Annotated in this window: 18 protein-coding genes; 10 read left to right on the top strand and 8 right to left on the bottom strand. The window is 73.4% G+C overall.

Annotated features, from left to right (window positions below):
• Window positions 1-4 precede the first annotated feature (4 nt).
• Together AB0I91_RS24490 and AB0I91_RS24485 are read left to right on the top strand one after the other, a co-directional pair.
• Complete coding sequence (locus AB0I91_RS24490) at window positions 5-1,033, top strand: LacI family DNA-binding transcriptional regulator (RefSeq protein ID WP_499638994.1); 1,029 nt, start codon at window positions 5-7, stop codon at window positions 1,031-1,033.
• Between the two features lie 408 nt (window positions 1,034-1,441).
• Entirely contained in the window at window positions 1,442-2,458 is a 1,017-nt protein-coding gene (locus AB0I91_RS24485) for a LacI family DNA-binding transcriptional regulator (RefSeq protein ID WP_499638992.1), read from the top strand.
• Between the two features lie 7 nt (window positions 2,459-2,465).
• Here the strand turns inward: AB0I91_RS24485 and AB0I91_RS24480 are convergent, their stop codons facing one another.
• Window positions 2,466-4,865 (bottom strand): glycoside hydrolase family 9 protein, encoded by a 2,400-nt coding sequence (locus AB0I91_RS24480; RefSeq protein WP_499638990.1) that lies wholly within the window; start codon window positions 4,863-4,865, stop codon window positions 2,466-2,468.
• Between the two features lie 187 nt (window positions 4,866-5,052).
• On the bottom strand, window positions 5,053-5,961 hold the full coding sequence (locus tag AB0I91_RS24475) for a helix-turn-helix domain-containing protein (RefSeq protein WP_499638988.1): 909 nt from the start codon (window positions 5,959-5,961) through the stop codon (window positions 5,053-5,055).
• Between the two features lie 138 nt (window positions 5,962-6,099).
• On the opposite strand from AB0I91_RS24475, the gene AB0I91_RS24470 reads away from it, so the two are divergent.
• On the top strand, window positions 6,100-7,017 hold the full coding sequence (locus AB0I91_RS24470; protein ID WP_499638986.1) for an MBL fold metallo-hydrolase: 918 nt from the start codon (window positions 6,100-6,102) through the stop codon (window positions 7,015-7,017).
• A gap of 24 nt (window positions 7,018-7,041) precedes the next feature.
• The gene (locus AB0I91_RS24465; RefSeq protein WP_499638984.1) at window positions 7,042-8,484 is read left to right on the top strand and encodes a carboxylesterase/lipase family protein; all 1,443 of its coding nucleotides are present in this window, start codon (window positions 7,042-7,044) and stop codon (window positions 8,482-8,484) included.
• Window positions 8,485-8,627: 143 nt separating this feature from the next.
• Here AB0I91_RS24465 and AB0I91_RS24460 read toward each other — a convergent pair whose 3' ends face one another.
• A complete protein-coding gene (locus tag AB0I91_RS24460) occupies window positions 8,628-9,869 on the bottom strand; it encodes a PQQ-dependent sugar dehydrogenase (RefSeq protein WP_499638982.1) in 1,242 nt (413 codons plus the stop codon).
• Between the two features lie 187 nt (window positions 9,870-10,056).
• On the opposite strand from AB0I91_RS24460, the gene AB0I91_RS24455 reads away from it, so the two are divergent.
• Both AB0I91_RS24455 and AB0I91_RS24450 read left to right on the top strand, forming a co-directional pair.
• Complete coding sequence (locus AB0I91_RS24455; RefSeq protein WP_498777370.1) at window positions 10,057-10,656, top strand: hypothetical protein; 600 nt, start codon at window positions 10,057-10,059, stop codon at window positions 10,654-10,656.
• Between the two features lie 139 nt (window positions 10,657-10,795).
• Window positions 10,796-11,248: a DUF1877 family protein gene (locus tag AB0I91_RS24450; RefSeq protein WP_498777368.1), complete on the top strand. Its 453-nt coding sequence runs from the start codon at window positions 10,796-10,798 to the stop codon at window positions 11,246-11,248.
• Between the two features lie 22 nt (window positions 11,249-11,270).
• Here the strand turns inward: AB0I91_RS24450 and AB0I91_RS24445 are convergent, their stop codons facing one another.
• The gene (locus tag AB0I91_RS24445) at window positions 11,271-12,272 is read right to left on the bottom strand and encodes a phosphotransferase family protein (protein ID WP_499638980.1); all 1,002 of its coding nucleotides are present in this window, start codon (window positions 12,270-12,272) and stop codon (window positions 11,271-11,273) included.
• Window positions 12,273-12,530: 258 nt separating this feature from the next.
• Between AB0I91_RS24445 and AB0I91_RS24440 the strand changes: the two genes are divergently transcribed.
• Together AB0I91_RS24440 and AB0I91_RS24435 are read left to right on the top strand one after the other, a co-directional pair.
• Window positions 12,531-12,977, top strand: a complete 447-nt coding sequence (locus AB0I91_RS24440) for a hypothetical protein (protein WP_498777364.1) — start codon at window positions 12,531-12,533, stop codon at window positions 12,975-12,977.
• Window positions 12,978-13,053: 76 nt separating this feature from the next.
• Window positions 13,054-13,749, top strand: a complete 696-nt coding sequence (locus tag AB0I91_RS24435; RefSeq protein WP_499638978.1) for a DJ-1/PfpI family protein — start codon at window positions 13,054-13,056, stop codon at window positions 13,747-13,749.
• A 74-nt stretch (window positions 13,750-13,823) separates the two neighbouring features.
• Here the strand turns inward: AB0I91_RS24435 and AB0I91_RS24430 are convergent, their stop codons facing one another.
• From AB0I91_RS24430 to AB0I91_RS24415, 4 genes are all read right to left on the bottom strand, one after another.
• Entirely contained in the window at window positions 13,824-14,483 is a 660-nt protein-coding gene (locus AB0I91_RS24430; protein WP_498777360.1) for a hypothetical protein, read from the bottom strand.
• Window positions 14,480-15,031 carry an RNA polymerase sigma factor gene (locus tag AB0I91_RS24425; RefSeq protein WP_498777358.1) on the bottom strand — a complete coding sequence of 184 codons (552 nt, stop codon included), beginning with the start codon at window positions 15,029-15,031 and terminating at the stop codon, window positions 14,480-14,482. The genes AB0I91_RS24430 and AB0I91_RS24425 overlap by 4 nt, the downstream gene beginning before the upstream one ends.
• A gap of 371 nt (window positions 15,032-15,402) precedes the next feature.
• Window positions 15,403-16,194, bottom strand: a complete 792-nt coding sequence (locus tag AB0I91_RS24420) for an ABC transporter permease (protein ID WP_499638976.1) — start codon at window positions 16,192-16,194, stop codon at window positions 15,403-15,405.
• Window positions 16,191-16,922: an ABC transporter ATP-binding protein gene (locus tag AB0I91_RS24415; RefSeq protein ID WP_498777354.1), complete on the bottom strand. Its 732-nt coding sequence runs from the start codon at window positions 16,920-16,922 to the stop codon at window positions 16,191-16,193. The genes AB0I91_RS24420 and AB0I91_RS24415 overlap by 4 nt, the downstream gene beginning before the upstream one ends.
• A gap of 96 nt (window positions 16,923-17,018) precedes the next feature.
• Between AB0I91_RS24415 and AB0I91_RS24410 the strand changes: the two genes are divergently transcribed.
• Window positions 17,019-18,167: an ABC transporter substrate-binding protein gene (locus AB0I91_RS24410; RefSeq protein ID WP_498777352.1), complete on the top strand. Its 1,149-nt coding sequence runs from the start codon at window positions 17,019-17,021 to the stop codon at window positions 18,165-18,167.
• On the top strand, window positions 18,164-18,838 hold the full coding sequence (locus AB0I91_RS24405; RefSeq protein WP_499615561.1) for a class I SAM-dependent methyltransferase: 675 nt from the start codon (window positions 18,164-18,166) through the stop codon (window positions 18,836-18,838). The genes AB0I91_RS24410 and AB0I91_RS24405 overlap by 4 nt, the downstream gene beginning before the upstream one ends.
• Window positions 18,839-18,848 lie beyond the last annotated feature (10 nt).

The following is an 18,848-nucleotide window of genomic DNA, read 5'->3' as shown; positions in this document are numbered from 1 at the left end:
CCCGGTGCCCAGAGACGGTGCGGACCAGGGAAGGCGGCGCGTCGGCATCGTGGACGTGGCCGCCGCCGCGGGCGTGTCCAGGCAGACCGTGTCCAACGTCCTCAACGGACGCGACGAGTACTACTCCGCCGCGACCCACGAGAAGGTCACCAGCGCCATGCGGGCACTGGGCTACCAGCCCAACCGCGCCGCGCAGACCCTGCGCTCACGGCGGACGATGCAGATCGGCTACCACATCTTCGGCGAGCAGCTGGACCGGGCGCAGGGCTTCACCCTGCACTTCCTGCTCGCCCTGGTGAAGGCCGGCGCCGACGTCGACCACCAGGTGCTCGTCTTCACCCACCACCGCGACGACCCCCTCGGCGTGTTCAAGGACCTCGTCGCCCGGCACGCGGTGGACGCGGTGGTCCTGTCCGAGTCCAGCGTGCGGGACGAGCGGGCCCGCTTCCTGGCCGACAGCGACATCCCCTTCGCCTCCTTCGGCCGCCTCTCCCCCGACCTGCCGCAGCACTGGGTGGACGTGGACAACGTGGCGGGCATGCGCGCGGTGGTGGACCTGCTCGTCGCCGAGGGCCACCAGCGGTTCGCCTACCTCGGCACCGACGGCGACCAGTACTGGAAGGCCGAACGCCTCGACGGCTTCCTCCAGCGCCTGTCCCACCACGGCCTGCGCGTGCCCAAGGCGTCGGTCTTCCGCGGTCCCGACCAGGGCGTCCGCCGGCGTGCGCACCAACTGCTCACCGGCAAGAACCCGCCGAGCGCCATCGTGACGGGCAGCGACGCCGTGGCCGCGGTCGTCCTCAGCGTCGCGCACTCCCTGGGGCTGCGGGTCGGCGCCGACGTGGCGATCACGGGCTTCGACGGCGGCGCCGTCGGCCTGGTGACCGAACCGACCCTCACCAGCGCCCGCATCCCCGTCGAGCGCATCTCCCGCGAACTGATCGCCCGCTGCCTGCGCCAGGTCGAGCACGGGCACGACGGCGAATCCGGTCTCCTCCTGCCCACCGAACTGGTGCGCGGCGGCAGCGCCTGACGGGGGCACGACGGACCGCCACGTCCCTGTTGAACGTTCAATCCGGAAGGCTCATCGGCGGCCCGCACGCACGACCTCCTCGGCCCTCTCGACCGGGAGCCCGCGGCCCCGCGCGACGTGCCAGAGGACCGGCGTCCACCTTTCGACCAGCCGCCGATACCGCGCCGCGCCGGCGCGACGCACCCCGACGTTCGAGCAACAGGGCCCGCGCGGCGTCGGCGCCGTCGGCGGTGAGCCGGTAGAAGCGGCGGCGCGGCCCGCGGTCGGACCGACTAGAGGTCTCCCAGAAGCTCTCGACCCAACCCGCGCCCTCGAGTCGGCTCAGCCTGCCACCCATACCGGTCACGCCGCGCGCGGGGTGTCGGGTCAAGATCGGTCGACTGCGCCGTTTCGCGTAGGCTGCCGCTCGTGGCTGTGGATGGGCGCGGGGGCGGTGAGGTGCGGGTTTCCCGGATCGCGGACCTGGCCGGGGTGTCCGCCTCGACCGTGTCGAAGGTGATCCACGGGCGGCCGGGGGTGTCCGACGGGACGCGCAGGCGCATCGAGGAGCTGATCCGCGAGCACGGCTTCCAGAAGAACGAGAAGACCGAGGCGGTCCCGATCGTCGAGGTGGTCTTCCAGTCCTTGGACAGCCTGTGGGCGTTGGAGATCATCCGCGGGGTGGAGGAGGCGGTCCGCCCGCACGGCCTGGCGGTGACGCTGACGGAGATGCAGGGCGGCCACACGCCGGAGAGCGCCTGGGCGCGGCAGATGCTGGCCCGCCGGCCGGTCGGCGTCATCGCGGTCTCCGCCGAGTTCAGCGAGGCCCAGTTGGCCCAGCTCGGCAGCCGCGCCATCCCGCTGGTCGCCCTGGACCCCACCGGTGAGCCGACCCACTCGATCCCGTCGGTGGGCGCGACGAACTGGAACGGCGGCCTGGTCGCGACCCGCCACCTGGTCGGCCTCGGCCACCGCCGCATCGCCATGGTCAACGGCCCGTCGGAGTTCCTGTGCTGCCGCGCCCGCCTGGACGGCTACCGCGCGGCCCTCGACGCGGCCGGCGTGCCGCAGGACCGCAAGCTCGTCCGGACCGCGCCGCTCTACCACGACGGCGGCCGGGACGCCGCGCGCGAGCTGCTGCGGCTGCCCGACCAGCCCACCGCCGTCTTCGCCGCCAACGACCTGCAGGCCCTGGGCGTCTACGACGCCGCGCGCGAAGCGGGGCTGCGCATCCCGCACGACCTGAGCGTGGTCGGCTTCGACGACCTGGCGTTCACCCAGTGGTCCGATCCCCCGCTGACCACCGTGCGGCAGCCGTTGCGGCGGATGGGCGCGGAGGCCGCCGGGATGCTGCTGACCCTGGCGGCGGGCGGTGAGCCCGACAACGACCGCGTCGAGCTGCCGACGAAGCTGGTCGTCCGGGGCAGCACCGCGCCGCCGCCGTGACGCGGGATCAGCCGGTGCAGGTGTAGCCCGAGGGCAGCGCGGTGCTGCCGTCCGGGCGCGCGGCCTGGAACCCGAACTCGGCCGTCGCCCCGGGCGCCAGCGAGCGGGTGGCCCGCGCGGTCACGGCCTGGCCGCTGGTGGTCACCGCCGCGTTCCACGACCCGGTGATCGAGTGCCCGGACGGCAGGGTGAACGCCACCGCCCACGTGATCGTCGACGTCCCGGTGTTGGTGATCCGCACCGGTTGCACGACGTAGCCGGTGCCCCACTGGGTCTGCGTCGTGGCGACGACCGTGCAGCCGGCCCCGCCGCCCGGCACGGTCACCGAGACCGACGACGACACGGCCGACGTGTTGCCCGCCGCGTCCCGCGCCCGCACCTGGTACCGGTAGGTGCCCGCGCCCAGGCCGCTGTCGGTGTGCGTCGTGCCGGGCGCCGTGGCGACCTGCGTGAACGTGCCGGACGAGCCGGTGGCGCGCAGGACGTCGTAGCCGGTCACGCCGACGTCGTCGGTCGACGCGCCCCACGACAGGGACACCGAGCCGCCCGAGGCGGTCGCGGTCAGGCCGGACGGCGTGCTGGGGGCGGTCGTGTCCGCGGGCGAACCGGGCCCCGCCTTCTCCGCCGCCCACGCCGACAGCCACGCCAGCGCGGAGTTCCAGTTCAGCGCGACCTCGTTGACCGACCAGGCGTTGATGTCGTCCAGGTAGCACTTCTGGGGCTTGCAGCCCGCCAACTGCGCCTGGGCGACCGGGTCCTGCAGGTCGGCGTTGGGGCCGCCGGCGAGCAACCCGGCCGGCGGGATGGGCAGCGACGGGTCCAGCTGGTTGGCCCAGAACCGGTGGTGGGAGTTGCGGGTGGCGCGCTCGCCGTAGCCGGTCACGTAGGAGTGGTTGAACGGGTTGCGCCCGAACAGGTAGTCCAACGTCCGGTAGACGCCCGTGCGGTACTTGGCCTGGCCGGTGAAGTCGTGCGCCAGCGCCAGCACGTTCGCCGCGTTGGCGACCACGCCGTTGGAGCCCCAGTAGTAGCCGCTCGCCGGCGCCGGGTAGCCCTGGGACGACGCCTGGTCGAGCAGCCGGTCGCCGTAGGAGGCGAACGCCGCGCGGGTGGCCGACACGTCCGAGGCCGACAGGCCGTTGGGCACCAGCGCCAACGTCGTGTCGCCCAGCCCCGAGGTCCACCACCAGTCGAACCCGCCCTGGTCGAACCCCTTGCCGCGGAACAACGACGACCCGGTCACGTCGCCGCGGTAAGCGCTGGAACCGGTGGTGGTGAACAGCTCCGCGGCGGCCCAGAAGAACTCGTCGGTCACGTTGTTGTCGACGTACGTGCCGCCACCGTTGCCGTCGTTGGGATCGGCGTAGCGGGCGGGGTTGGCCTTGGCCGCGGTGTAGGCGCGCTGCGCGGCGGTCAGGGCGCGGGAGGCGAAGTCGGCGTCGATGTCGCGCCACACCCGTGCGGCCTGCGCGGCCACGGCGGCGAGGTTGAGCGTGGCGGCGGTCGTCACGGCGGAGAGCAGTCGCGGCTGCGCGTCCTGGTCGGGGCGCGTCGGCAAGGCGGTCCAGTTCTCGTCGCTGACCTTGTGCCGCACCATGCCCGCGTCCGCCCGCCCCGGCGGCACCTGCATCTTCATCAGGAACTCGACGCCCCACCGGGCCTCGTCGAGGATGTCGGGCACGCCGTTGCCGCGTTCGGGGATCGCGAGCTTCCCGTCGCCGAGGGCCGCGCGGTCCGCGTCGGCCACGTGCAGGGTGCGCTCGTACTCGTTGATCAGCTGCCAGGCGGCGATCCCGGTGTTCACGCCGTACTTGCCGTGGTCGCCCGCGTCGTACCAGCCACCCCGCACGTCGGAGGTGTAACCGCACGACACCCGGCACGGCACGCCGTCGTCACCCGTGTTCGGGGCGACGTTGAGGTGCCCGGCGGGCCGCGCGTACCGCGAGCCGACGTACTCGGCCTGGATCGGGGTGCCGCTGCGCTGGTGGTAGAAGAACGCCAGGGCGTCGTAGCGCAGGCGCTTGAGCGGGTCGGCCGAGATGTCGAACGGGTTGCTGTTCGCGCCCGCCACCGACAGCACGTAGCCGGCGCCGGGGGTGTCGAAGGACGAGAAGTCGGCGATGTGCACGTGGTCACCCGACAACGGGTCCGCGCCGCGCACGCTGGTCTGCCCCGACGCCACCGTCACCCCGGAGGCGTTGCGCAGCGCCCAGGCCACCGGCGAGCCCGAGCCGTTGACCACCGTGGCCTGCTTCGGCAGGCCCGGCACGTAGGCCACCTGGTTGACCTTGACCGAGGGGCCGGCGTCGGGGGCCGCCTGCGCGGCGGACGGTGCCAGCGTGGCGGCGACCAGTGCCAGAGCCGCCGCGACCGCCGCCCCTCGACGACGTTGAAGATGAGTGCGCACGGACAGATCCTCCTTGGATCACGCCGCCACCCTGGCCGAAATGTTCTCGATCCAGAACGACAGTGTTGCGGACCGGGAGCGCTCCCAGAAGAACGCCTTCCGTCAGCCATGGTGACCCACCAGGCATGTCCGGGTCAACGTTCTCTCGTTGGCGAGAAATTTTCTTAGCGCCCCCACCCCGTCGCGGTCAGGCACCCCGGATGGCCGCGATCGGCCGGTCGCCCGCACGGGGGGTCTGCCCGGGTCGGCCGCTCGTCTGGCGGAGCAGTGCCAGGGCCTCCTCGGAGGACGAGCCGCCGGAGGTCGTGCACACGACCAGCACCTGGTCCGGCGAGCGGGCGATCGACAGCGTCTGCTGGGTCACCGTCAAGGCGCCGACGACGGGGTGGTGCAGGTCGTACGTCGCGGCGTCGCAGGGCGCCACCCGGTGGTCGGCCCAGAGCGCGACGAACTCACGGCTCTTCATCGTCAGCTCACCGATCAGCTCCGCGAGCAGCGGGTCCTGCGGGTGCTTGCCGACGGTGATCCGCAGGTTGCCGACCACCGCGTGGGCCTTGCGCTTCCAGTCCGCGTACAGCTCCCGGCAGTGCGGGTCCAGGAACAGCAGCCGGGTCATGTTCGGCCGCGCCGCCAGGTCGTCCGGGCCGTGGAAGTCCAGGTGGCCGGCCAGCAGGGCGTGCCCGAGGGTGTTCCACGCCAGCACGTCCGCACGCCGGCCGAGCACCAGCGCCGGGACGCCGTCCACGGCGCGCAGCAGGTCGCGCGTCTCGTCGGCGAGCTTCTCGGGTCGGGGGCGGCGCGCGCGAGGCGTGCGGCGGGCGGCCCCGGCGAGCCGGTCGAGGTGCTCGCGCTCGTGGTCGTCGAGCAGCAGGGCGCGGGCGATCGCGTCGAGCACCTCGGCCGAGGCGCCGCGGGACAAGCCCTGCTCCAACCTCGTGTAGTACGAGACGCTGACGCCCGCCAGCTGGGCCAGTTCCTCGCGCCGGAGGCCGGCGACCCGCCTGCGGGGCCCGAGGTCGCGCAGACCGACGTCCTCCGGTCGCAGCCGAGCCCGTCTGGCCCGCAGGAAGTCGCCGAGTGGGCCAGGTGCGTCCATGCGCCCAGTATCCGGGGCACGGCGGGACCCCGACCACACCCTGCGAGGGGTAGGACAACGCGGGAGTGGTTCGTGCCCGTCCGCGTGTCCAGGCTCGGTCCTGTTCGGCCATACACACTGGATCGAGGATGGACGCACATGGAGCAGCACCCCGAGGAGATCACCCTCGGCGACGTCACCGTCACCCGCATCAAGGAGTTCTACGGCCCGGTCGGCCTGACGCCGGGCGAGTTCTTCCCGGACAGTCCCGACGGCTCGTGGGACGAGCACCGCGACTGGCTGGCGCCCGACTTCTGGGACCCCGAGACGGACGAGTGCCACACGGCGGCCCAGTCCTGGCTGCTGCGCAGCGAGGGGCGCACGATCCTCGTCGACACCGGCGTGGGCAACCACAAGGACCGGCCGTACTCGCCGGTCTGGAGTCGGCTGGACACGGGCTACCTCGACCAGCTCGCCGCCGCCGGCGTGCGCCCCGAGGACGTCGACATCGTGGTCAACACGCACCTGCACGTCGACCACGTCGGCTGGAACACCCGGCTCGACGGCCGTGACTGGGTGCCGACGTTCCCGAACGCCACCTACCTGATGACGCGGCGGGACTTCGAGTTCTGGGACCCGGCCAACGAGCACAGGTCCGTGCTGGGCCGCGGGAACCAGAACGTCTTCGAGGACAGCGTCACCCCGGTCCACGAGGCCGGCCTGACCCGGCTGTGGGAGGGGTCGTACCGGATCGACGGGAACCTGCGGCTCGACCTCGCACCAGGGCACACCCCCGGCTCGTCCGTGCTCGCCTTGGAGTCCCGCGGCGATCGGGCCCTGTTCGTCGGGGACCTGGTGCACACCGCGCTGCAGATCGCGGAGCCCGGGATCAACTCCTGCTTCTGCGAGGACCCGGCCGAGTCCCGGGCCACCCGGCACAAGCTGCTCGGCCACGCCGCCGAGCACCACGCGCTCGTCTTCCCCGCGCACTTCGGCGGCCACGGCGCCGCGCGAGTCGAGCGCGACGGGTCGAAGTTCGCGATCAAGGAGTGGGCGGCCTTCTCCCGCCTCTCCTGAACCCCCCGAAAGGAAGCGCTTCCCGTGACCCAGCACGCAGACCCGGTCGTCGCGACCCCGGCGGGCGCCGTGCGCGGCGTCCGCGACGACTCCGGCGAGTTCTACCGCGCCATCCCCTACGCGGCGGCGCCGATCGGCGCCGGCCGCTTCGCACCGCCCGCGCCGCACCCGGGCTGGTCCGGCGTCCGCGACGGCACCCGACCGTCGCCCACGGCTCCGCAACCGGTCCGCGACTTCGGCCGGCTCGACCTGTCCCCCTACTTCGGGCCGGGTTGGGTGCGTGGCGAGGAGTACCTGACCGTCGACGTCCGCACGCCCGCCGCCGACAGCGGCAAGCGCCCCGTCATGGTCTTCGTGCACGGCGGCGGATTCGTCACCGGCTCGACGCGTGCCGCGCTCTACGACGGCCGCGCGTTCGCCCGCGACGGCGTCGTCCTCGTGACGGTGAACTACCGCCTCGGCGTCCCCGGTTTCCTCGACCTGGAAGGCGCTCCGGCCAACCGCGGGCTGCTCGACGTGCTCGCCGCGCTCGGCTGGGTGCGCGCCGCGATCAGCGCGTTCGGCGGCGACCCGGACAACGTCACGGTCTTCGGCCAGTCCGCTGGCGGCACGCTCGTCGGAGCGCTGCTCGCCACCCCAGAGGCCAAGGGCCTGTTCCGGCGGGCGATCGTCCAGAGCGGCAGCGGCACCGGCGCCTTCACCCCGGAGCAGGCGCGACGGGTCACCGCGGCAGCCGCCACGGCGCTGGGCGTCGAGCCGACCGCCGAAGCGTTCGCCGCGATCCCGGACGAGCGCTTCCTGGAGGTCCTGCCCGCGCTGGCCGGCCTCGACCTGCGCACCGGCGCCGCGACGGACCCGCTGGTCGGCCTCAGCCCGTTCAGCCTGGTCCTCGCCGTCCAGCCGGCCGACGGCCTCACCGACGGCCCGGCCGGCGACGTCGACCTGCTGATCGGGGCGAACACCGAGGAGGGGCGCCTCTACCTCGTGCCGCGGGGCGACCTGGAGTCCTCCACGACGGCGGACGTGCTCGCCCTCGCCGCCAGGGTGCACGCGGACCCGGAGGCCAAGGTCGCCGCGCACCGCACGGCGCTGCCCGACGCGACACCGGGCGAGCTGCGCTCCGCGGTGCTCGGGGAGGCGCTGTTCGGGGCCGGCACGGCCCGCCTGGCGCAAGCCCACGCCCGGCTCTCGGGTGGCCGCACCCACGTCTACTCGTTCGGGTACCGCTCGACGGCCTTGGACGGACGACTCGGCGCCGCCCACACCGTCGAGCTGCCGTTCGTCTTCGACGTCGCCGACGAGCCCTGGTTGCACGGTGACACGGGCCTGCTCGGCCCCGACCCCGTCCCGCCCGGCCTCGCGGCCCGGGTGCACGACGCCTGGGTCGCGTTCGCCGGCACCGGGGACCCGGGCTGGCCCGCGTACGACCCGCGGCGCCCCGTGGCGGAGACCCTCGGCATCGGCTGAAGCTCCCGGTCCCGGCGGAGGCCCGCACCGCAATGAGCCGGGGGCGGCCGCGCGGTCGTTCCCGGCCCTGGCCGAGGCCGCCACCGGAACGAGCCGGGGACGGCCGCGCGGTCGCGGCCGTCCCCGGAGGTCTTGCGGACGCGTCAGCGGTTCGCGACCCCGCTGCCCGCGGCCGGCTGGACCCGCTCGAACCGCACTCGGTTCAGGCCCCCCGGGAGGTCGCTGAGCGAGTACAGCTCACCCTTGGCGTCGGTGGCGATCGCCGACGGTTGGGTGGGGAGGTGGCCGATCGCGGCGGACTCGTAGGTGCCGTCGAACTTCGGACGCACGGCGTACACCCGGGTCGAGCAGTAGTCGGCCGCGACGTAGGTCCCCCACGCCTCCGGCGTCCGGGACCCGCGGTACACCACACCGCCCGTCACCGAGCAGTTGTCGTTGTAGTGGTCGTACTCGAAGACCGGATCGGTGTACCGCCCGCCCGGCTTGCACTGCTGCGGGTCGAACACCGGGGTGCCCTCCTTGCACGACCAGCCGAGGTTCGCCCCGCCCTGCCACGGGCGGATGTGGTTGACCTCCTCGACCAGGCCCTGGCCGACGTCACCGATCCACAGCGAGCCGTCGACCGGGTCGACGGAGAACCGCCACGCGTTGCGCAGCCCGTAGAGCCAGATCTCCGGCCGCGCGCCCGCCACGCGGACGAACGGGTTGTTGGTGGGCACGCAGTACGGCTTCGGCCCGCAGGTGCGGTTGACGTCGATCCGCACGATCTTCCCGAGCAGGGTGCCGAGGTCCTGACCGGACTTGAACGGGTCGTACGCGCCGCCGCCGTCGCCGAGGGACCAGTAGAGGTAGCCGTCGCGGCCGAACGCCACCTGGCCGCCGTTGTGGTTGCCGTACTCGGCGTGCTCCTGGGTGAGCAGCACCTGCACGCGTTCAGGAGCGCCGATGGGCACTCGCGCCAGGGTCAGCTCGCCCGCAGGCAGGCTCGTGTACGCCACGTAGAGGATCCCGGTCCGGGCGAAGTTCGGCGCGGGCGTGATGCCGAGGAGCCCGCGCTCGTTGTCCGACGCGTCGATCCGGGAGGTCAGGTCGAGCACCGGTGCGGCCGCGAGGCCGGTGTCGGGGTGGTACGCGCGGACGGTGCCCTCTTTCTCCGCGATCAGCATCCGGCCGTCCGGCAGACCGGTGATCGCGATGGGGCGCCGCAGGCCGGACGCCACTTGTTCGGACGCCACGGTCAGCTCCGTGAGCGGCGCCGCACGGGTGTCGGATCTGCCGGCCGCGGCGCTGCCGCTCACCAACACCGACGGCAGCAGGGACGCGGACAGGGCCAGGACGAGCAGGCCGGCCATCAAGGTGGCCGGGCGACAACGCCGTCGCAACATGTTTTCGGCTCCTCGTGCAGGGTGGAAGACACATTCTGGGAGCGCTCCCAAACGTACCGCGACTTCCGCACAACATCCAGCCGCGGTCTTGCCGCCCGGGCATCCGCTCGGCGGCCCTGGTCCGATCGGCGGTACCGCGGGGAAGAAAGCGCACGACGAGCGCGTCACCCTTTGGCACACTGCGGCGGTGCACGACCCGATGGCGTTCACCGACGCGGAGAACTGGACCGGCGGCTTCTACGAGCTGTCGTTGGAGGTCGGCGACCACGACGACGAACGCCTTCAACGCGCGTTGACCGCGCTGTGGGGAGCAGCCGCCGCCACCGACGGCTACGGCCACCGGGACCGGGAACCGGCCGACCAGGTCGCGGTACCCGTCACCGTGGCGTCGCTCGACGAGTTCGGCCACCTGCGCGGCATCGCGCGCACGCCGGTCGGCTCGGTCGTGTGCGGCTGCCTCGCCACCCGCTTCGACGAGGCCGAGGACTGGGTGACGTGGTACCTCCCGCTCGGCGCGCTGGCCCGAGTGGACCGGCGCGTCGGCGGCTTCCCGTTCGGACCGGACGGTGAGCCGCGGTCGCAGGCCTGGCGTGCTCCGCTGGACGCGTGGCTGGCCGGTGTGGCGGAGGAGGTGTTCCGACAGGTCGACTTCCGGCTCGGACTGATCGGCTTCGAGGTCGACCTCGTCACCGCGGCCGAACTCGGCGGCGAGGTGCCCGAACAGCGCTGGAACGGCTACCTGCTGCCCGCCGACGGACAGCTGACCTACACGCCGGCGAACCGCTGACGCCGGAGCACCGGGAACCACCACACCCGCGGCCGGCGGCACGGGTCCGCGGCCGTGTCGGTCGATCGACCGATTGACGGCGCCGAAGATCCTGTGCAGGTTGGTGGCCCCACAAGATCAACGCGGAAACGGCGGGCACATGAGCACGACACTGGCGTTCACCCGGGTCAGCCCGGCGGAACTGGACCGGGCGATCGAGGATCCGGAATGGGCGCTGGAGCACTTGGAGGAGGACCTGCCCTACTACTCCCTGGAGAAGTCGTGGGCGGGCATCCAGTTCCTGTTGGACGCGGCCGGGGTGGCGATCGAGCTGAACGAGGACGGCTTCGTCATCGACGAGGAGAGCACCCTCTCGGGGTGGACCGACCACATGGTCGCCGAGGCCGCCACCACGCTGAGGGCGACGCCGTTCGAGGTGTTGGCGACCCACTACGACCCGCGGGAGTTGAGTGCGCAGGAGGTCTACCCCTGGCGGCGGTTCTGGGACGACGACGGCATCGACAACCTGCGCGACGACTACGTGGACCTCGTCGAGTTCTTCGAGGAGACGGCCGCGTCGGGAGGTGCGCTGATCCGGGAGATCAGCTTCTGACGCCCAGGTCGCCGGTGTCGCCTCACCCCAGCGTCCGCAGCCGGTCGAAGCCGTCGGCCAGGTAGCCGCGGCAGAACGCGAGGTGGTCGGGGCCGTACCCGCGGGGGCCGCACTCGATGACGAGCAGCAGGCCCAGGTAGAGGTGGTACAGCGCCAGGCGGTGCCGGAACGCGGGCGTGAAGTCGAGGACGCCGCCGGCCTCGGCGTACCCGGTGACGAGGTCGCTGTCGGGGCCCGCGTCGCCGCCGAAGGCCAGGGAGATCAGCTCGGCCGCCGGATCACCCCAGAACGCCCGCTCATGGTCGATGAGGCCGACGATCCGGGGCGGCCGGTCACCGTCGCCGTCGCCGGGCAGGTCGACGAAGATGTTACCCGGCCACAGGTCGAAGTGGACCAGCCGCGGTTCGGCGACCTCGTCGAGGGCGGCTCCGCCCTCGGCCACCAGGGCGCGGACCTCGGCGGGCGTCGCACCCAGCGGGGAGTGCCAGCGCGCGGCGTCGTCGAGGAGCGCGTCGACCATGGCGGTGAAGGCCGTCCGCCAGTCCGGCGCGGACAGCCCGGACGCCGCGGCCGGGTAGCCGAACCGGCCGTCCTCCGGTGCCAGGGTGTGCAGGCGGGCGGTGATCGCGCCCAGCTCGCGGCGCAGCGCCCGCTGGGTGGCCGGGGGCACGCGGCTGGCCGCCTTGTCCCACGGTTCGCCCTCCAGGAGGGAGACGGCGAGGAACTCCTTGCCCGCGTGGAGCAGGTCGGGTGTCGGCACACCACCGCCGGGCAGCGCCGCGATCCGCCGGTAGACCATGGCTTCCGTCCCCAGGATGCCGCGCTCGTAGCGCAGGACCGGGGCATCGGCCGACGGCGCGATCTTGATCACGGCGGCCCGGCCGTCGTCGAGCAGGACGCGGTAGGCGGTGTTGAACCAGCCGTCGGTCAACTCCGCCTCCAGCCGGCACCCGACGCCGACGGCGTCGGACACGAGCGCGTCGAGGTCTTCGGGCGACAGGCGGCGCTTGGTCTGGCTCTGCACGGGGGTCCACTCTCGACGGCAGGGATCACGGGAGCGCTCCCACAATGCGGTTCGGCGGCGGTCCGGTCAAGGGCGACCTGATCACCGGACCCGGCGGGCGACGTGCGGCCAAGGTGACCGTTTGCGGCCAAGGCCACGCCCTGCCGCCACCGGATGGCGTTGACTGGGCCACCACGACGGCGAGCGAGGAGCCGCTCCCGACGGGGTGGCGGGACCGCTGGACGTGGTGCCGGAGTCGGCCGATCGGAGGACGAGTTGATGTACGGACCGGTCGCACAACCGCAGCCGCAGCCGCACGGCCGCCGGACGCGCGGAGTCCCGCTCGCGGTGACCCTCGCGCTGGCGCTCGGTGCGTTGACGCCGGCGGCGGCGTTCGGGGCGCTGGGCGCGGCGGACACCCCGGCGAACGCCTTCGGCACCGTGCTCAGGAGCGTGCTGGGCGTCGAAGGCGCGTGCTGCCTCGCCGGCGGGGTGCTGCTGATGCTGCGGCAACCCGTGGGTCGGGCCCTCGCGGTGGTGGGCGGGGCCGTCGCCCTGGCACTCCCCCTGCTGATGGTTCCGCTGATCGTCGTGGCGCCCTCGGAGTTCGCGTCCGGCATCCGCCAGGCCGGAGGTCTCCTGGTGCCCCTGGTGCTGTTCGTGCTCGGCCCGTCGACGATGGCGGCGAGCCTGCGCTGCGACGTCCGCGGCGACGGATCCCGGTAGCCGCCCGAAGAGCGCCGGGAACCCGCGGCCGGGTCGGAACGACTTCCTGGACGGGGACGAAACCGGGAGGTTCACCGTGGAGCGTCGTGGTTTCCTGCGGGCAGCGGCGTTGTCCGTCGGCGCGACCGCCGGTCCGGGCGCACGGGCGACGGGAGCGCCGACGGCGGCGAACCCGTTGCGGGTGCAGGTGCTGATGTTCGACGGGGTGGAGGAGCAGGACTGGGCCGCGCCGGCGGAAGTGCTGGGCCTGGCCGCGGCGATGAGCGACGGCGCGCTCACCACCACGCTGGTCACCACCGGTCGGCCCGGGACCGTGACGTGCAGCTTCGGTGCGCGCGTCGAGGTGGGCCGGGGTTGGTCGCCGCGCGAGGCGGACGTGCTGGTGGTGCCCGGCGGTGGCCGCTACACCGACCCGGACGGCGTCGGCGTGCGCCGGCTGATGGCCGACCGGGACTTCCTGCGCCGCCTGGCCGACGCCGCCGTGCTGCACGTCGGGATCTGCACCGGTGTCATGGTGCTCGCGGCGGCGGGACTGGCCAGGGGCCGCAACGCGACCACCCACCACCGCGCGAAGGCGGACCTGGCCGCGCACGGCGCGACCGTCGTCGACGCCCGCGTGGTCGACGACGGGGACCTGGTCACCGGCGGCGGCGTCACCTCCGGCCTGGACGTGGCGCTGTGGCTGGTCGAGCGCTTCCTCGGCCCGCGGCAGGCCCAGCAGGTGGAGACCTTCCTGGAGTACGAACGGCGCGGCACCGTCTGGCGCGCCTGACCCGATCCACGGCGAACGCCCCGGGCAGCGGCGGCGCGCTTCCCGGGGCGTTCGTGGCCGGATCAGCGGCCGGATCAACGGCCGCCTTGCTGGACGGAGCTCGCGGCGGGCGTTCCCGGCCGGACTTCCTGGCCCGACTCGGCGTCCGTCGAGCCGTCCGTCGAGCCGTCGGCCGGCGGCGTCGACACGCTCACGCAGTCCGGCGCGGGGCCGACGACCAACGCGACGGCCAGGGAGACGCTGGTGGACGACTGCGCCGCTGCCAGCAGCAGCGTGTCGCCCTCCGGGATGACGTCCGCGTCGAACGTCAGCGAGCCGGTGCCGAGCCCGCCCGGCCCCTTCGTCAACGACGTGATCCCGGTGCCGTGGCTGTCGGTGTCGACGGGCAGGCTGGACAGCGCGACGCAGCCGTCGCGCATCGGCACCGCGGCCGCACGAACGCCCAGCCTGCGCAGTTCCTCGTTCGCACCGGTCACGCCGGTGACGTCGGTGATCGACACCGTCACCGAGCCGTCGGCGCCCTTGGTGACCGCGTAGGCGGCGGGGGCGCCGCCGGGGAGCAACGCACCGGTCAGCGCGACCACGCCCGCCACGCCCAGCACCGTGCCGCCGATGCCCACCGCGCGGCCGACGCCGCGCCGCCCGCTCGCCGCCCGGTCCGGCACGGCGTCCAGCTCGGACCCGTGGCTGCGCATCAGGTCTTCGAAGAGCTGGTCCTCGAACTTGGCCATCATCGTTGCCTCCCAGTGGTCTTCCGGAGTTTCGCCCGGGCCCGGAACAGTCGGATGCGCACGGCGCCCGCCGAGACGCCCAGCGCCTCGGCGGCTTCCTTCGGGGTGAGGCCGTCCAGGTCCACCAGCTCCACGACCTCGCGGTCGGGCCGGGGCAGTTCGGCCAGTCGGGCGAGCAGCGCGCCCGCCGCCTGCTCGGCGTCGATCCGGTCGAGCAGGTCGTCCACCACGTCGGGGTCGAGCGGCCGCTGCCCGGCGATGCGCCGCGTGCTGTCGGCGCGCTGGCTGTGCGCCTCGCAGTGCCGGGCGAACACCCGGCTCGCGATGCCGGTCAGCCAGGCCCGGGCGCTGCCCTTGACCGGGTCGAAGGTGGCGAACGACGTGATCGCCCGGACGAAGGTGTCCGCGGTCAGGTCGGCCACCGTCTGCGGATCGGCGCTGCGCCGCGCGAAGTAGGCGGTGATCATGCCGACGTTCGCCCGGTAGACCTTCTCGAACTCGGCCGCGGCGCCGGCCCGCGTCCCGGGTGGTGGGTGTTGGAGTGGCTCCACGTGGTCCGCCACCGCGTCTGCCATTGTCTCGCTCACACCACATGGTTGCCGCGATCCCGCCGGCCCGTTACACGAGTCCCGGACCCGCCGTCGCCGACGCGACCGTCGGCCGCACGGCGTGGGGGTGCGTGATCGCCGCCCGGACCGTGGGGCTGCTGGTCGGCGGCCTGCTGGTCGCGCGGTGGCGGCCGCGGCGGGGCGCCGGCGGTGGGCGGAGAACGTGCCCGGCAAGCCGCGCCGTTGCAGCGGGCGCCCGGCCGGGCCGCCTCGGGAGTCCCTCCCCCGTCACGGCCCGCCGACCCTCCCCGTCACGCCCCGCCGACCCTCCCCGTCACGACCCGCCGGCCCTCCCCGTCACGACCCGCCGGCCGTCACCCGTCGGCCGACTCGTGCCACCGGCCGACGACCCAGCGGGCGAGGGCGCCGAAGACCACGAACACCGCGATGCCCAGCGCGCTCGCCAGGATCACCGCGGCGAACATCCGGGCCGACGCGAGCTGCGACCGGTACTGGTCGATCAGCACGCCGAGGCCCGGCTCGCCCTGCCGGAAGAAGAAGTCGCCGACCACGGCGCCGATGACGCTGCCGCCCGACGCGATCCGCAAACCGGTGAACATCGCGGGCAGCGCGGCCGGCAGCTGGAGCTTCCACAGCCGCGTCCACCGCCCCGCCCGGTGCAGGTCGAAGAGCTGGTGCTGGGCCGCGGGCACGGACCGAATGCCGAACAACGTGTTGGCCACCAACGGGAACAGCGAGAGCAGCACGCACACCAGCACCCGGCTGGAGAACCCGAAGCCGAACCAGAACCCGAACAACGGCACCAGCGCCAACACCGGGATCGTCTGCACGACCACGACGTAGGGGTAGACCGCGCGCTCCAGCCACCGCGACTGCGCCATCAGCACGGCCAGCCCCACGCCGAGCACCACCGAGATCAGCAGCCCCAACCCCGCCACCCGGCTGGTCAGCGACAGCGCCGCGAGCAGCTCGGCGAGGTTGTCGGGATCGCCGAACCCGACCCTGATCACCTCGTCCACCGGCGGCAGCAGGAACCGGCGGCGCGGCGACAGCACGACGTGGCTGACGAACGTCCACGCGCCCAGCACCACCAACAACACCGCCAACGGCGGCAGCACGGTCCGCGCGACCCGCTTGATCTTCACGAGGCCCGCACCAACGTCTCCGACACCGACCCCACCAACGCCGCGTACTCGCCGCTGGACCGCAGCCCAGGCGGGCGCGGGTAGCCGAACGGCACCGCCACCTCGGCCACGATCCGGCCCGGCCGGGGCGACATCACCAGCACCCGGTCCGCCAGGTACACGGCCTCCCCCGCCGAGTGCGTGACGAACAACGCCCCGAACCCGTGCCGCGCGAACAGCCGCAGCAACTCGTCCCCCAGCTCGTGCCGGGTCAGCTCGTCCAGCGCGGCGAACGGCTCGTCGAACAGGAACAGCTCCGGCTCCACCAGCAGCGCCCGCGCCAACGCGACCCGCATTCGCATCCCGCCGGACAAACGCGCGGGCCGGACGTGGCCGAACTCCGCCAGCCCCACCGCCGCCAGCACCCGGTCGGCGCGGGCGCGGCGCTCGGCCTTGGCCAGGCCGTCCAGCTCGCCGAACAGCTCGACGTTGCGCCGGGTGGTCCGCCACGGCAGCAGGGTCGGGTCCTGGAAGACGTAGCCGACCCGGTCGGTGCGCCGGGTGACCGTGCCCGACGTCGGCGCGCGCAACCCGGCGGCGACCTGCAGCACCGTGCTCTTGCCGCACCCGGAAGGACCCATCAGCGCGACGATCTCGCCGGCCCGGACGTCCAAGCCGACGCGGTCCACCGCGTGCACCCCGCCGGGGAACGCCACGTCGACCTCGGACAGTGCCAGCAACCCCTCCATCGCCACCTCCCTGCCGGGGAGACTCTCACATCCGAAGGACGGCAATACGGGAGAACGGCGCACGACCTGGTTCGTCGCTATGCGAAGATGGGCTTCATGTCCTCTGCCCGACGTGCGTCATCACTGCTCGCGCTATCGGTGTTGCTACTGGCGGGCTGCGCGACGCCCGACGCGGGCCAGGGCGGCGAGCCGTTGCCCCCCGCCGCCGAGTCACTTCGCGGGACGTGCCCCGACACCGTCGTGGTGCAGATGAACTGGTTCCCGCAGGCCGAGCACGGCGGCCTGTACCGGCTGCTGGGCAGCGGTTTCACCGTGGACGGTCAGCGCAAGGCCGTCGAGGGGCCGTTGCTGGACGACGGGCGCGACACGGGCGTGCGGCTCCAGGTCCGCGCGGGCGGACCGGTGACCGGGTTCCAGCGGGTGTCGGCGCTGATGGCGGCGGACCCCTCGATCACGCTGGGCAGCATCGCCACCGACGAGGCGGTGCAGGAGGCCGGGACGTTCCCGACCACGGCGGTGTTCGCGCCGCTGGACAAGAGCCCGCAGATGATCATGTGGTCGAAGGAGCACCACCCGGACTGGGCGTCCATCGCCGACATCGGCCGCACCGACACCACGGTCGTGTACGCCAACGGCGCGTCCTACATGGACTACCTGGTCCAGAGCGGACAGTTGAAGCAGGCGCAGGTGGACGGCTCCTACGACGGCGCGCCGGCCCGGTTCGTCGCGGCCGACGGCGCGATCGCGCAGCAGGGGTACGCGACCAACGAGCCGTACCGCTACGAGCGGGAGATCGACGCCTGGAAGCGGCCGGTGGACTTCGCGCTGGTGCACGACAGCGGTTATCCGATCTACCCGGAGACGCTGGCGGTGTCGTCGGCGGAGGTCGAGCGGCTGAGCCCGTGCCTGACGAAGCTCGTGCCGATCCTGCAGCGCAGCACGCGCGCCTACTCGGCGGAGCCGAAGGCGACCAACGAGGCGTTGGTGCGGATGGTCCGCGAGCTCAACGCGGGCACCGAGTACAGCGTCGCGCGGGCCGAGTACGCGGGCGAGCAGATCCGCGGGCTGGGGCTGGGCAACGACGGCGTCACGCCGACCGTCGGCGACTTCGACACCGCCCGGGTGGCGAAGCTCATCGAGGACCTGAAGCCGTTGCAGGAAGCCAAGCGCCGCGCGGTCCCGGCCGGGCTGACGGCGGAAGCCCTGGTGAGCAACGCGTTCGTCGACCCGACGATCGCCTGGTGACCGCGCACTTCGACATCCTGGCCCGCCGCTACCGACGGTACGCGGAGGTCACCGACCTGTTGTACCGGCCGTGGCTGACCGGTGTCGTCGGCGACGGTGCGCGGGCGCTGGACCTGGGGTGCGGCTCGGGCCGGTACAGCGGTCTGCTGGCGGACCGCTACGCGGAAGTCCTGGCGGTGGACGGCGCGGCGCGCGAGATCGCCCTGGCGGAGGCCGACAACGCCCGGCCCAACATCACCTACCAGGCCAGGGACCTGTTCGACGTGGCACCGGACCGGGACGGGCGCTTCGACCTGGTGCTGGCGGTGAACACCCTCTTCGCCGTGCGCGACTACGGCCGCGTCCTGCCGCACGTCCGGTCGCTCATCGCACCGGGTGGCCGGTTGGTGGTGATCGACGTGGTGAACCCGCCGGGGCGCGGTCCATCGTGGCACCGGGCGCAGGCGTTCCGGGTGGCGGTGATGATGGCCGTGCGGCACCGGTCACCCGCCGTGGCCCTGGACGTCCTCCGCCTGCGCCTGCACCCGACGTGGCTGGAGCACGTGACCCGGAACACCCCGCCCACGCGCGACGAGTGCCACGCGCACTACCGGCGGGCCTTCCCGGGCGCACGCTTGGACGACTCCCTCGACCGCTACCTGTGCGGCGTGGTCTGGAACGCCCCGGCCTGATCCGGGGCCG

Origin of the sequence: Actinosynnema sp. NPDC049800 (genome assembly GCF_040656635.1) — a bacterium.
GTDB lineage: Bacteria > Actinomycetota > Actinomycetes > Mycobacteriales > Pseudonocardiaceae > Actinosynnema.
Note: the sequence above shows the minus strand (reverse complement) of the source record. Positions and strands in the feature narration are given on the sequence as shown.

Bases quoted from the DNA above. Each gene is read 5' to 3' on its own strand.
- AB0I91_RS24475 (WP_499638988.1), bottom strand. From the start codon at position 5,961: ATGGACGCACCTGGCCCACTCGGCGACTTCCTGCGGGCCAGACGGGCT.
- AB0I91_RS24460 (WP_499638982.1), bottom strand. From the start codon at position 9,869: ATGTTGCGACGGCGTTGTCGCCCGGCCACCTTGATGGCCGGCCTGCTC.
- AB0I91_RS24440 (WP_498777364.1), top strand. From the start codon at position 12,531: ATGTACGGACCGGTCGCACAACCGCAGCCGCAGCCGCACGGCCGCCGG.
- AB0I91_RS24410 (WP_498777352.1), top strand. From the start codon at position 17,019: ATGTCCTCTGCCCGACGTGCGTCATCACTGCTCGCGCTATCGGTGTTG.
- AB0I91_RS24430 (WP_498777360.1), bottom strand. From the start codon at position 14,483: ATGATGGCCAAGTTCGAGGACCAGCTCTTCGAAGACCTGATGCGCAGC.
- AB0I91_RS24415 (WP_498777354.1), bottom strand. From the start codon at position 16,922: ATGGAGGGGTTGCTGGCACTGTCCGAGGTCGACGTGGCGTTCCCCGGC.
- AB0I91_RS24450 (WP_498777368.1), top strand. From the start codon at position 10,796: ATGAGCACGACACTGGCGTTCACCCGGGTCAGCCCGGCGGAACTGGAC.
- AB0I91_RS24470 (WP_499638986.1), top strand. From the start codon at position 6,100: ATGGAGCAGCACCCCGAGGAGATCACCCTCGGCGACGTCACCGTCACC.